This window comes from Bacillus sp. FJAT-42315, assembly GCF_002797375.1.
GTDB lineage: Bacteria > Bacillota > Bacilli > Bacillales > Domibacillaceae > Bacillus_CE.
Window position 1 is genome coordinate 922,598 of sequence record NZ_KZ454941.1, and the last position, 13,995, is coordinate 936,592.

Annotated in this window: 12 protein-coding genes and 1 pseudogene; 12 read left to right on the plus strand and 1 reads right to left on the minus strand. The window is 40.7% G+C overall.

The window, feature by feature from the left end:
• The 7 genes from CEF22_RS04235 to CEF22_RS04265 all read left to right on the plus strand — a co-directional run bounded on the left by CEF22_RS04235 (position 1) and on the right by CEF22_RS04265 (position 7,145).
• Complete coding sequence (locus tag CEF22_RS04235; protein ID WP_100401900.1) at positions 1 to 693, plus strand: ABC transporter permease; 693 nt, start codon at positions 1 to 3, stop codon at positions 691 to 693.
• A 178-nt stretch (positions 694 to 871) separates the two neighbouring features.
• Complete coding sequence (locus CEF22_RS04240) at positions 872 to 2,167, plus strand: NtaA/DmoA family FMN-dependent monooxygenase (RefSeq protein ID WP_100401901.1); 1,296 nt, start codon at positions 872 to 874, stop codon at positions 2,165 to 2,167.
• 152 nt (positions 2,168 to 2,319) lie between these two features.
• The gene (locus CEF22_RS04245) at positions 2,320 to 3,168 is read left to right on the plus strand and encodes an AraC family transcriptional regulator (protein WP_198508022.1); all 849 of its coding nucleotides are present in this window, start codon (positions 2,320 to 2,322) and stop codon (positions 3,166 to 3,168) included.
• A 144-nt stretch (positions 3,169 to 3,312) separates the two neighbouring features.
• Positions 3,313 to 4,293, plus strand: a complete 981-nt coding sequence (locus CEF22_RS04250; protein ID WP_100401903.1) for an ABC transporter substrate-binding protein — start codon at positions 3,313 to 3,315, stop codon at positions 4,291 to 4,293.
• Positions 4,294 to 4,297: 4 nt separating this feature from the next.
• Entirely contained in the window at positions 4,298 to 5,302 is a 1,005-nt protein-coding gene (locus CEF22_RS04255) for a FecCD family ABC transporter permease (RefSeq protein WP_100401904.1), read from the plus strand.
• 68 nt (positions 5,303 to 5,370) lie between these two features.
• Positions 5,371 to 6,324: a FecCD family ABC transporter permease gene (locus CEF22_RS04260; protein WP_100403905.1), complete on the plus strand. Its 954-nt coding sequence runs from the start codon at positions 5,371 to 5,373 to the stop codon at positions 6,322 to 6,324.
• A 14-nt stretch (positions 6,325 to 6,338) separates the two neighbouring features.
• Positions 6,339 to 7,145 carry an alpha/beta hydrolase gene (locus CEF22_RS04265; protein WP_100401905.1) on the plus strand — a complete coding sequence of 269 codons (807 nt, stop codon included), beginning with the start codon at positions 6,339 to 6,341 and terminating at the stop codon, positions 7,143 to 7,145.
• 42 nt (positions 7,146 to 7,187) lie between these two features.
• Here CEF22_RS04265 and CEF22_RS04270 read toward each other — a convergent pair whose 3' ends face one another.
• Positions 7,188 to 7,832, minus strand: a complete 645-nt coding sequence (locus CEF22_RS04270) for a hypothetical protein (RefSeq protein WP_100401906.1) — start codon at positions 7,830 to 7,832, stop codon at positions 7,188 to 7,190.
• 201 nt (positions 7,833 to 8,033) lie between these two features.
• Here CEF22_RS04270 and CEF22_RS04275 point away from each other — a divergent pair, with 201 nt between their 5' ends.
• The 5 genes and pseudogenes from CEF22_RS04275 (at position 8,034) to CEF22_RS04295 (ending at position 13,975) form a co-directional block, all read left to right on the plus strand.
• Positions 8,034 to 8,960, plus strand: a complete 927-nt coding sequence (locus CEF22_RS04275) for a helix-turn-helix transcriptional regulator (RefSeq protein ID WP_100401907.1) — start codon at positions 8,034 to 8,036, stop codon at positions 8,958 to 8,960.
• Positions 8,961 to 9,058: 98 nt separating this feature from the next.
• A complete protein-coding gene (locus CEF22_RS04280) occupies positions 9,059 to 9,802 on the plus strand; it encodes an effector binding domain-containing protein (RefSeq protein WP_100401908.1) in 744 nt (247 codons plus the stop codon).
• A 24-nt stretch (positions 9,803 to 9,826) separates the two neighbouring features.
• Positions 9,827 to 10,015, plus strand: a pseudogene (locus CEF22_RS04285) (GNAT family N-acetyltransferase); the annotation flags it as partial.
• Positions 10,016 to 10,327: 312 nt separating this feature from the next.
• Positions 10,328 to 11,413 carry an HD domain-containing phosphohydrolase gene (locus tag CEF22_RS04290; RefSeq protein WP_198508023.1) on the plus strand — a complete coding sequence of 362 codons (1,086 nt, stop codon included), beginning with the start codon at positions 10,328 to 10,330 and terminating at the stop codon, positions 11,411 to 11,413.
• Between the two features lie 36 nt (positions 11,414 to 11,449).
• Positions 11,450 to 13,975, plus strand: a complete 2,526-nt coding sequence (locus tag CEF22_RS04295) for an ATP-binding protein (RefSeq protein WP_100401910.1) — start codon at positions 11,450 to 11,452, stop codon at positions 13,973 to 13,975.
• Positions 13,976 to 13,995 lie beyond the last annotated feature (20 nt).

The following is a 13,995-nucleotide window of genomic DNA, read 5'->3' on the forward strand; positions in this document are numbered from 1 at the left end:
ATGCTGCAGCTAATAAAGCTAGAAATGAAGAAATTTAAATTTGGATGGTATGTAAAAGGGGCTGTAATTGCCAACATCATTATGACTGTATTGATGTGCTGCATTATGTATATAGAACAAGAAGAAAGAGATTTGATGATCACGATGTATCAAGATGTCTTTGTACTAATCGGCGGAATGGTGAGAGCAACGTTTATCGTCTTTGCTGCTGTATTGATTGCGAAAATGGTGATTGAAGAATATCGAAATAAAACGATTTTGATTTTATTCTCTTATCCTGTCAGTCGAAAGAAAATAATCGCTAGTAAACTATTAGTAATAGCGGTAATGACGTTTGTTACGATTTTATTATCTAATATGATTGTTGCTGGTTCATTCTTTATTATCAATATGTACGTTCCGATTGTTCCGTTTTCAGTCACGGTTCATCAGTTTCTAGAAGAAGCGATTAACATGCTTTTCTTTGCCATCGCTGCTGCTGGAGCAAGCTTAATTCCCTTGTACTTCGGCATGCGTAAATATTCGGTTGCGGCCACGATTGCTTCATCTCTGATCGTTGTAGCGATTGCTTTTTCAAGTAATTCAGCTTTCTCTATGGTGACATTCATTCCTCTTCAATTAGGACTTGCCGCCATTGGAATGATGATTGCCTATTCGGCCATTCGGAACATTGAAAGAGAGGATACAATATAATTGGGTAAAAACTAAGAAACGATTGTTATGTTTCTTAGTTTTTTTTTGTAAATATACATGATTATTTAGCTAATAAGTACGGAAATCATCCAAAGACATTCTGGATTTTGTCTATGGTTTCAGAGGCGTTACCAACAATATAATGAGAAATGTTATCAATTAATAGGGGTTGGTACGTATGGATACAAATAGACAGCTTTGCATCGGGTTGTCATTGACAGCAACCTGGAGGAAAGGCAAGGAATACAGTAACGTAGAGAACTTATATTCAACCGATTTCTACGTTGAACTGGCAAAGATGGCTGAGAAGGCGAAGCTTGATTTTGTTTTCAGACCGGATACGTTATTTCTTAACCAAAAAGTGTTGGATAAATCTCCTGGTTTCGGTAGTTTGGACCCGACGCTTTTGCTTACTTCAATTGCTTGTGAAACGGAACGGATTGGGCTCGTTACGACCGCTTCGACGACTTTTAATCCGCCATATGTCGTTGCGAGACAGCTTCAGTCGTTACATTGGATCAGCAACGGACGCGCTGGCTGGAATATAGTCACTTCCATTGAAGGGGCTGAAAATTTCGGTGATGCTCCTATGCCATCTTCTCCAGAAAGGTATAGAAAAGCGAATGAATTCACGGAGGTTGTACGCAAGCTATGGGCGAGTTATCCACATGAGGCACTGACAGCTCGTCGCACATCGGAGCAATTTGCGAATAAGGAGCTCGTTTCTTCGATTGATCATTCGGGTGATTTTTTCAGCGTGAAAGGTCCGCTTAATTTGCCGGCCCATTCATCAGGGGAGATCCCTTTATTTCAAGCAGGGGCGTCTGATTCCGGTCGGAATTTTGCCGCTTCGGTAGCGGATGCAATTTTTGCTGCGACACCAGATATAATTTCAGGTATTGAATTGCGTGAGGATTTGAGAAGACGGGCGCAGGAACGTGGTCGCCATCCAGATGCGATTCGAGTGTTGCCTGGTTTATACTTCTTCTTAGCGAAGACACGTAGCGAGGCGCGCGAGCTACATCGGCAGGCACATGCTCATTTAAGCCTTGCGCATCGATATGTATCGGTCCAGTCGATTTTAGGTCTCGATATGAGCGGCTGGCCTTTAGATAAGCGTGTAACGTCCGAATTGCTTCCTGATCTGAATCAGCCTGTTCGCAGTCGGACACATGCCGATTTATTGCGTCGATTCATTATGCGTGAGGAGCCGACAGTGGAAGAATTGTTGTCGAGACCAGAAGTGGTTGGCTCGGCGCATTGGGTAGCTGTTGGTACGGTGGAAGATGTGGTGAACGACATTATCGAGTGGTTTGAAGCGGGCGCGATGGATGGATTTATTGCTCTTCCGGGTGGCTCTGTCCAGTCGATGGAATTATTTTTCCATGAACTGATGCCGTTGTTAGTTGAAAAAGGGTTGTTCAGAAGTGAATATACAGGTGAGACTTTACGTGAGCATTTAGGGATCGAGTGAGATATTAAAAGACCTAGTAGACAAGTGGCTATAGATGCTTGTCTACTAGGTCTTTATTTTGAATGCACCGACTGATCGCTTATCCGAATAGGGTGACATATATGTTATAATTAAAAATGATAATCGTTATCAATGAAAGTGGTGGTGTAAACATGAGAGAAATACAGCTAAAGATAGAGGAGAATGGTACGAATTTAGAGGCTCTCTCTTTTAAATTCCGATCCATTGATTTCGTAAAGGGTGAAGAAGATTGCCAATTAAAGCAACAACTCGTTTTTTCATATGCGCTCATTGTCGTAACGAATGGAGAAATCGAGCTATCATTAGATGTTCAAACTTATAGATTAGAAAAGAATACACTTTTTGTATGCAAGCCAAATGAAACGTTTGTCACAACGCCGATGACTGAAAATGCAGAACTATATGTTGTTTATTTCGACGTATATGAGGAAAGTCAAAATGGCCGAGCGTTAACCGCGATGACGGATGCTCAACCACTCCTCTATTCGGGAAAAATTTCTTTGCCAGAGGATGATAAGCTGCTTGCTATTTGTTCTTCTCTTCATAAAGGCAGGCATAGTCAGAGACGATTAAGCTCACTTTATTGTGAACTGATGTGTTTAAGACTGATTTACTATATTCATCATATGGCGCAAATGAAGCCAGATCATACGTGCTCAGCAATTGATCGGGCAAAACAGTATATTGAAGTACATTATATGGAAAATTTAACGATTGATCGACTTGCCCAAATGGCGGAGCTTAGCCCGAAATATTTCAGTGATTTATTTAAGAAGAAATTTGGCAAAAGTGTGATGAAATATGTTAGTGAATTACGTATGCAAGAGGCGAAGCGATTAATGGGGACGGCTCAACTGTCGATTCGAGATATTGCCCATCAAGTTGGTTATTCAGATGAATTTTACTTCAGTCGTAAATTTAAGAAAGAAGTTGGAGAATCTCCTTCGATGTACATAAAAAATCGCAGCTTGCGGAATTGAATGGTTACAGACTTTTTTGCCTGTGAATTGTCCATGATTTTTCTGGATTTTCTCCATGGTGAAAGAATTCCTGATTCGCTACAATCGATATTGATAATCGTTATCAATAAAAATCGTTAGGATGCTGGAAGGAGTTCAAGGGAAATGAATAAAAAATTTATACTAGTTAGTTTAATAGCATTATTTATGCTAGTTTTGGCTGCTTGTGGAGGAGGCCAAAAGAGCGAGCCAAGCAAGAGTGAAGGCAATAAGGAAGAGAAAACAGAGCAGACAGGAGGAAGTGAAACTAGAACGATTGAATATCTTGGAGAAAAGTACACCGTTCCGCAAAATGTCGAGCGGGTTGTTGTGACAGGTGCTATGGAAGCGATGGAAGATGCAACAGTGCTTGAAGTTGATCTAACAGGAGCGGTAACGGTAGGCGGAAAGTTTCCAGAGGTTTATGCTTCAGCAACTAAACAAGCCGAATCCATCGGTGAGAAAATTCAACCAAACTTTGAAAAGATTTTAGAATTAAAGCCAGACATTATTCTAGGTTCTACGAAGTTTCCAGAAGAAGTACACGAAAAGTTGAAGAAAATTGCTCCAACGATTTTAGTGTCTCACATTGCAACAGATTGGGAAGCAAGCTTGAATTTAATGGCGGAATTAACTGGAAAGCAAGCAGAAGCAGAAAAGATTTTAGCAAAATATGAAGCAGATATGGATGCGGCAAGAACGTCTTTACAAGAAAAGTTTGAAGGGAAAAAAGTAGCGGCCATTCGTATTCGTAAAGGACAATTATTCGTTTACCCGAAAGATGTATACTTTAACCCTGTATTATACAGTGAGCTTGGTTTAGAAGTCCCTGCAGAGGTCAGCAAAGCGAAAACACAAGAAGCAATTTCTGTTGAACAACTAGCGGCGATGAATCCAGATGCTTTATTTGTACAATTCGTTACAGGTGAAGGTACAGAGGAAGAAAAGGTATTTGAAGAGTTGAAAAAGAACCCGATTATCCAAAATACGAATGCGTTTAAAAATGATCAAGTGTTTGTAAACGTTGTGGATCCTCTAATGGAAGGAGGCCCTGCTTACAGCCGAATCGAGTTTTTAGAAAGTGTACAAAAGCATTTAGGGGAATAATAGCATGGGCTCTTTATTGAAAAACAGGGTTGTTCATCTTGTTTTATTAGGTCTCCTTTTCATGGCGACGATCTTTGTATCTATTGCTTACGGTTCGAAATCGATTAGCTTTGGAATGGTGTGGGAGGCGCTTGTTCACTTTGATTCAGACAATATGGATCACTTAATCATTCAAACATCGCGCTTCCCGCGTGTCGTAGGAGCATTATTAATTGGTGCCTTTATGGCTGTCTCAGGGGCGCTCATGCAGGGGATGACAAGAAACTATCTTGCGTCCCCAACCATTATGGGTGTGGCAGATGGATCGGTATTTGTCATTACATTATCGATGATTTTCATACCGGAAGCTTCTTCTATGACATTGATTACGTTTTCGTTAATCGGCTCCGCATTAGGAGCGGCGCTAGTTTTTTTCATCGCTCGTTTGTTGCCTGGAGGGATGACGCCGTTAACGTTGGCGATATTAGGAACGATTCTTGGGACCTTTCTTAACGGAGTGTCTCAAGCATTATCGACATATTTTCAAGTGTCACAAGATATTAGCTTTTGGTACAACGCAAGGCTGCACCAAATGGACCCGACGCTTATTAAATGGACGATTCCGTTTGCGGTCGTGGGCCTCATATTAGCTTTTATTGTTGCTCGTTCGGTTACAGCGATCTCCCTCAGTGATGAAGTCGCTCAAGGGTTAGGAATCAATATTAATCTCATGAAAGGGTTGACCATATTAAGTGTCGTCATTTTAACGGGTGTATCGGTCGCGATGGCTGGGAAAATTGCCTTCATCGGTTTGATTATCCCTCATATTACGAGGCTTCTTATCGGTCAAGATTATCGAATAATTGTTCCGTATGCCGCTATTTTTGGTGCGTTGTTTTTAGCATGGGCGGATATCATTAGCCGCTTTATGAATCATCCATTTGAGACACCGATTGGCGTAGTGACTGCTATATTTGGTGTTCCTTACTTCCTTTATTTAATTAAAACGAGAGGAGGTAGGAGCATTTGAGTAAGCTCGGTCATCGTACTCGATTTTTAAGTGTGTTCTTATCGACGATCATACTTTCTGTCGTCGTGATGTATGTCAGTGTAACGAACGGCACGTTTGATGTGTCAGCGATGGATACGATTCGCACGTTATTTCGATTGCAGTCAGTGACGGATTATGATTTAGTCATTTTTGAATTTCGTTTGCCGCGGATCATTATCGGAGCGATCGTCGGGTTCGCTTTAGGTATTACTGGGGCTGTTTTGCAAGGTGTGACAAGAAATCAATTGGCAGATCCGGGTATTCTCGGCATTAATGCAGCAGCTGGAACGGCGATCGTTCTTTGTATGTTTTTCATCCAAGGAACGATGAAAGGAGCAAGTCTGTTATCGGTGATGACGATGCCGCTTTTTGGCTGGCTCGGAGGCTTAGGTGCCGCATTCTTACTGTTGCTTTTTGCTAGGTATCGAGGTTCGCTTGATCCGCAACGATTAATTTTAGTAGGAATCGCCCTCGGCTCAGGATTTGGTGCGATTACTCTTTATGTTTCACTGAAGATGGACCCGCGGGATTTTGAAATGGCGACAGTTTGGTTAACGGGAAGTATTTATCATGCGACTTGGACTCATATATTCGCTGTATTGCCTTGGATTGTCATTTTAGTTCCGATTATTTGGTGGCGGTCGCATGCGCTAAATTTATTGCAACTGGATGAAGTGACGGTCACAGGCATCGGTGTAAATAAAGATCGTGAACGACTGATTTTTCTTCTTTGCTGTGTCGGAATCGTGAGTGCCTGTGTATCCATATCGGGAAGTATTGGCTTTGTTGGCTTAATTGCTCCTCATATCGCGAGAAGGTTAGTTGGTATTCAATATCAATATATCATTCCGGCTTGTGGAGCGATCGGCATGCTTATGGTGTTAGTTGGAGATTTTATCGGAAAGACGATTTTTGCTCCAGCTGAATTGCCGGTTGGGATTGTGATCTCGATTATCGGTGTGCCTTATTTCATTTATTTATTATTTAAAGCCCGGAAGTAGAGGAGAATATGAAAATGAAAGTAACGGAGTCATCTGCTTTTGAAATTCCGAGAGCGAAACAATGGACTTGTGAAAGTAAAGTCGGTCGTACGTATCGAATGATGATGTGGACGCCCAGTGTCAAGGCGCCTCCTGAAGGGTTTCCAGTGATCTATGTATTAGATGCCAATTCCGTGTTTGGAACGGTAACGGAAACGGTTCGTTTGCAATCTCGGAAACCTCATGGGTTAGATCCAGCGGTCGTTGTTGGAATTGGTTATGAGACGGATGAACCTTTCGATACCGATGCTCGTTTTTATGATTATACGACGTATGCGGAGCCGCATGAATTCCCGATGCGACGAACAGAGAAGGAATGGCCAAAGACTGGAGGAGCTGACTCGTTTCTCACATTCATTGAGGAAGAGTTGAAACCGTTTGTTGAAGGATTCATTTCTATTGATCGGACGAGACAGACGTTATTCGGTCATTCGTTAGGGGGATTATTTGTCCTTTATACGATGTTTAATCAATATGAAGCTTTTCAAGTATACGCAGCAGGAAGTCCTTCGATTTGGTGGAAGAATCGCGCGCTCATACAAGAGATGGAACGAATGCTTCAAGACGTTCCGCAAGACCTTCCCACGACGAAGCTATTTATCGGAATTGGTGCTTTAGAGAAGCAACAAATGATTGAAGATGCCAACATCGTGTTCGATCGTTTAACGTCTGCAAAAATCCCTCATTTAACGACGAAACATTGTTGCTATGAAGAGGAAAACCATATTTCCGTTTTGCCACCTTACATTAATCACGTCTATCGTTTTGCACTAAGCAAATAAGCGACAGCTGCCATAGGGGCGGCTGTCGTTTTTTTATTCATGTCAATCATGAATGAATGCGACTATTTTCTTAATTGTGTTCTCTCTCTTTTGAGGGGTCACCTGTTCATAGGCGATTTTTGCCATTTCGATGGATTGCTTTCGAGTTGGTTTGTAGCTAATCATAGCGGGTTTTTCTTGTTTTTCTAACGGACTATTCGGCTTTTCCTTGTATTCATCCGTTTGCTCATACTCGTGCTTGGCATCAGCTAAATGTTTCGCGCGAATTTCACGCTCTTCTGGATTTTGATGGTTTTCAATTTGCTTCGATGCACGAAACGCGACCATTTGCACATCTGTTTTTGTCGGTGCCATTTTCATACTTAGTTCAATAACTTCACGCTCACGTGTAATGCGATCAATGTAATCAATGATACCCGGTGCATTTTTACGCACATACGCTATTTCCTCTGGTGTTAGCTTTTGGCCGTTTTTAAAAGTTTCAATTAAACGCTGTGCCTTCGGGTCATCCTCTCCCATATCCGTGCGCGCTTCTTCGATTTCAGCAATTTGTCGCTGTACGGTTTCCTTTATTGCTTGCTTCGAATCGGTTAATTGCTGCAAAACTGTCGCTTCCGTATCAGCTATTTTTTCTTTTTTCCCTAGTTTCGGTATAATTGGTTGAAAAGGAGATTGTCCAATTTTCAATTTGCTCACCTCTTGCTATTTTTTTAGTGCCTCTAAACCAACCCGTTTCACTATAACCCAATTGTTTACCTATATATTTCCATCTGCATAGTCAACGATAACACAAAATCTGGTGGGACAGCAAATCCATTTTTCGCAAGCTCATCATGATCGGGTGCCTGTCACTCCTCGAATATTGTCGTTATTTGAAAGGAGAGAAAGATGAAAGTAGAACGTTTATTAACGATGATCATGATTTTGATCAATCGTAAAAAAGTGAAGGCGCAAGAGTTAGCTGATTTATTTGATGTGTCGGTTCGTACGATTTACCGGGATGTTGATACGCTTAGTTGTGCTGGCATCCCCGTTACTAGTCAGCAAGGGTCGAACGGCGGCATTAGTCTGATGGAAGGATATCGGATCGATCAGCAAGTGTTAACAAAAGACGAATTGGCTTCGCTTTCGGTGGCGATTCAAAGTGCGCTTACCTCTTATGAAGACCCACATGCTGAAGCCGTGCTTGAGAAGTTAACAGGGGTGGCGGATGAGACTGTTCGGCAATCTGTTGATCAAGTATTTATCGACCTCAGCCCTTGGGGACAAAATGTCGTATTAAAAGAACAGCTCACTTTACTGAAACAAGCAATTGAATCCACTCACTGTGTTCGTTTTAACTACGTGGCTAGCGATGGAAGCATCACGAGCCGATTAATTGAGCCGCACACGTTAGTACAAAAAGGACGGATATGGTATGTATATGGCTATTGCCGATTACGAGAAAGCTTCCGTTTATTTAAAATCGCTCGGATGAAAGATATCGTAGAAGAAGAGGAACTATTTGAAAAAAAGCCGCTCCAGTTAGCAGACCTGCCATGGGATAAAGAATGGCAGCAACCACAAAATTTAGTTCATCTTACGTTGTCATTTGATCCAAAGATAGTGGCAACGATGGAAGAAATGTTTGGGATCGAACATGTCGATGTAGAACGCTCCATCGTTGAAGTGTCTTTACCTGAAAATGAATGGCTATACGGTTACTTACTGAGTTTCGGACATCGGATCAAAGTGATGGAACCTTATCATATAAGCCAAATTGTGAGAGAACGTGCGGAGAAAATTGTGGCGTTGTATAAAGAAAAAAGTCATTAAGTGGAGTGCTTAATGGCTTATTTTCACTTTATGACAGACTGTTGTCAAGTTTGCCTTGCTATAGTAAAGACAAATGATAGAAAGGTGGAGAATGAAAAATGAATAATCATTGTCAAAGTTGTGGTATGCCATTAAACGATCAATCGTTAGTTGGGACAGAAAAAGAGGGGCAACTAAGTAAAGACTACTGTATATATTGTTATGAAGCTGGGGAATTTAAGCAGCCGGATTTAACGATAGAAGAAATGATAGACATCTGTGTGTCTCATTTAAAGGAAGATGGCATGGAAGAAGAGCAAGCACGTCAAATGTTAACTTCTTTTTTACCGAGCTTAAAGCGATGGAAAAAGAGTGAAACGGTTGAACCTGTGATTGTTGAGAAAGAAGCTTTTCAAGTGATGGGATTAACCGTTCGTACGTGCAATGCGGATGAAATGACGCCTGAAGGGAAGATTCCGTCTTTGTGGTCGGCATTTTATGAACAAAAGGTACCTGAACAAATGGCGAATCTAGTAAAGCCAACTGCTACATATGGTTTGTATTCAGACTATGCAACGGATGTGAATGGAGAGTATTCACTGACAATTGGAATGGAAGTGTTGTCAAATGGCGTTGTTTCAGAGGGGCTGAGTGTGAAGATCATTCCAGCATCCAAATATATGGTGTTCACATCTGAAAAAGGTCCAATGGTTGAAGTGGTCATCAAGGCGTGGCAACATATTTGGGCTTGGTTCGCCAGCTCTGAAGTTGAAAGAACGTATACGGGTGATTTTGAAATATACGACGAAAGATGTGCCAACCCGGAAGAAGCGCAAGTGGATATTTATATTGCGATAAAGTGAAACTTCAATCAGTGGGGAATTCAATTGAGTTTTATCCAAATTACAAAAAACAATATAGAAAATGAACATATGTGTTGTGCATTAGGAGCGAAGCAATATGCTTCTGCAGTAACTGAAAAGAAGCAGTGGCTGTTAGAACGAATGGAAGAAGGTTTGGTCTTTTATCGGTTAAACGAACGAGCAAAAGTATTTATAGAATATATCCCTGCAAACAATTTCAATGTTTATAAACGGAAAATTTATTACTCACGAAATAATGAGCCCGAAAAAGTTCAGCCAATTATTAGAGCGGATATAGGTGCCTGTCACTCCCCGAGATTTGTCGAAAAAACGTCCAGCATGATGTGACGATGCTGGACGTTTTTTTATTCTATTTTTCTTTTTTTGCATATATATAATTTAGATGGAAAATTTCGTTTGTTTTTGGTGCCTGTCACTCCTTGATTTTTGTCGAAAAAAGTCGTTTGTGAAAGCAGGTTTATAGTATATAATGCCTATATAGAAATCAAAATGAGGGTGATGAGTGTGATTTTAGAGAAGGCATTGCACGAAGCGACTATTTTAATTATTGATGATACACCAGCTAATGTGTTGTTATTAGAGCGCCTCCTTAAAATGGAAGGTTATCAAAATGTTTATAGCGTCACCGATTCAAGAGAAGCGATTCAAGCATATGAAGAGGTTAAACCTGATACTATTTTACTAGATTTGCGTATGCCCTATTTTGATGGATTTCAAATTCTTCAAATGTTGAAAGAGCGATATCAAGAGGAATTTTTTCCAGTCATTGTGATTACGGCACATGGAGATCAGCAGTCGAGAAACCAAGCGTTAGAGTATGGGGCGATCGACTTTATTGGCAAACCCTTTGATCGTATAGAAATCTTAATGCGGATCAGAAACGTGATTCAATTGCACATGATGCAGCAGCAACTACTCAATCAAAATGAAGAGCTAGAAAGACGAGTAGATGAACGGACGAAAGAAATTCAGCACATCAAGTTAGAGCTGATTCATCGACTGGGCCTTGCGGCGGAATATCGCGATAATGAAACAGGCGAGCATACGACACGAATGAGTCATTATTGCAAACGTTTAGCAAAAGAACTCGGGAAAGACGAGAAATATTGTGAGCTTATTTTTCATGCAAGTACGATGCATGATATCGGAAAAATTGGCATCCCAGATCAGATCCTGCTGAAGCCGGGGAGATTAACGCCAGAAGAATTCGAAATAATGAAAACTCATACAACAATGGGGGAGCGCTTACTTTCTGGTTTAGAATCTTTCGGTATTTTTCGGATAGCGAAGCAAATTGCTGTAACCCATCATGAAAAATGGGATGGATCTGGGTATCCGAATCAATTAAAAGAAGAAAATATCCCACTTGAAGGGCGAATTGTCGCTGTTTGTGATGTGTTTGATGCATTAACATCAAGCCGTCCGTATAAAGAGGCGTGGACGGTTGAAGAAGCGGTAAAAGAAATTGAAAATGGCAAGGGGAAGCATTTTGATCCAGAGATTGTTGACGCCTTTTTAACCATTATTCCAGAAATTATAGAGATAAAAGAACAATACTCGTCCTCACAATCGATGGGATTGGTTGATTGATCGATTAGTGTATTACCTTGAAAGTAGGAAAATAAAGTGAGAAAGCAAAAGAAGCCTACGAGAATATCCATTTTTCATTATATTCGCCGGTCCTTTTTATCGAAAGCATTAATTCCACTCGTTTTAGTAGAGTTCAGTTTTATTTTGATTTATTTCATTGTGAATCAATGGTCCAATACAGTAATGATGAACAGGATCTCACAAGATATTCAAGCAGAGCTGAAAGAAATATCGGTGCGGGAAGCGATGTTAATAAAAGAACAAACAACGAGTGTAGAAAATGCGACCCAAACCTTTCAAAGACAAATGACCCGCTTTTATGAGACGAATCAAGTGATAGATACGATAGATGCGAAACGTCTCTCGTTTGCGGATAATGGCGTATATTATACAACAAGTGATCGTCCAGATCGTGGAGCTGCTGTTTTTTACAGTGGATATGTGCCTATTGGTGCAAAGGAACGGGAAAAAGTGGCGAGGTTATTGCCAGCACAAACATTAATGAAAGACATTAAAGATAGCGAGTCTCTTGCGGCAGCCGTTTATTATAATACGTACGATTCCTTAAATATCATCTATCCTTATTTTGACGTTTTGGAGCAATACCCACCTCATATGAATATTTCAAATTATAATTTTTATTATGAAGCGGATGTTCACCACAATCCGATGCGTAAAGTCGTTTGGACGAATGCTTATTTAGACCCCGCCGGTAACGGGTGGATGGCGTCAGCGATTGCTCCGGTGCATAACGGAAATTTCCTTGAAGGTGTCGTCGGCATCGATATTACGATAGATACGATTATTAACAATATTTTAGATTTAGATATTCCTTGGAATGGATATGGGGTGTTAGTTGGAAATGATGGTGTGATTCTGGCTTTACCATCAAAAGGAGAAGAAGTTTGGGGGATAAAGGAGCTTAAGCAGCACACGTATCATGAGGCTGTAAAGGAAGATACGTATAAGCCAGAACAATTTAATATTTATAAGAGAACAGACTTACAAGCATTTAGTTTAAAAGCGAAAAATACGAACAACGGGTTATCACAGGCGGAATTAAATGGTGAGGACTATATGATTTCCTGGGCTACTGTCCCCAAAACTGGCTGGAAATTATTTATCGTTGTTGAAAATGATCAAGTCTTTTCATCTGTTAATGATCTAAAGGGTGAACTAACGAAAATTGGATTGTTTATGATTATAGGTCTCGTTGCTTTTTACATCATTTTCTTCTCTGTTTTAATTCGTAACGCTAAATCGATTAGTTCAGTAATTGCCCAGCCGTTAATCGAAATGGGGCATTTAATCCGGCATATCGGCAAAGGAGATTTCTCTTTTAAAAAGCCTAATTTCTATATTCAAGAGCTACAAGAAACAGCGAATGATGTGGTGCATATCGGAAATCAGTTAAACCTAACCCAAAACCATTTGCGAAAACGAGAAGCGGATTTAAGGGCACTCGTCTATTCACTAGATGATATCGTTTGTGAGCTGCAAGCGGACGGGAAAATCGTGAATGTTTGGATGAGTGAACGATCTTTATCAGTCCCATTAGAGGAGTTGTTACATCAAAATATAAGAGCTGTTTTTGGACAAGATACTGGTGATCAGATTATGTCAGCGGTAGAGAAAACGATGACGTTAAAAAAATCGACCGTGATCGAAATGACGATTGCGACTAGTTTAAATGATGTTAGTTGGTATTTATGTCGTATCGCTCCAATTTTTCGTGAGAACCAGTCGGTGCATTCTGTTTCGTTTGTCGCAAGAGATATTACGGAACGAAAGCAAATGGAGCAGTCGATGATTAGCGCTAAAGACGAAGCAGAAAAAGCGAATCAAGCAAAAACGGAATTTTTATCTAATATGAGCCATGAGCTACGGACGCCATTAAATGCGATTATTGGATTTGCTCAGCTGCTCGAATATGACACAAGCCATCCACTTACAACTGAACAACAAGAAAATGTCGCTGAAATTTTCAAAGCCGGTCAACATCTGTTACTGATCATCAATGAAATTCTTGATTTATCGCGCATTGAATCCGGTCATTATTATGTATCCATCGAAACCGTCAACTTAACGAACAAGATTCAGCAATGTGTGACGTTAATGAGGCCAATAGCTAAGAAGCAACAAGTGAGCATAATTTGTGAGTTAAACCCACAGGAGCCGATTTATGTGCAGGCTGACCGCTTCCGTCTCAAGCAAGTGATTTTAAATGTCCTATCAAATGCGATTAAGTATAACAAAGAAGAGGGATGTATTTGGATAAGAGGGCGAGTAGTAGGCGAGATGTTCCGGTTAGAAATCATTGATAACGGTATCGGCATTGCTCAAGATCAACTGTTGCACATTTTCGAACCATTCACGCGCGTCCCATCCATCGAACAAGTAGAAGGAACAGGCATTGGCCTATCCATATCTAAACAACTCATTCACCTGATGAACGGAAACATTGGCGTCTCTAGCAAACTAGGTACGGGTAGTACCTTTTATATTGAACTAGGTGCCTGTCACTCCTCGAGATTTGTCGAAAAACCGTCCAGTATGATGTGATGATGCTGGACGGTTTTTAT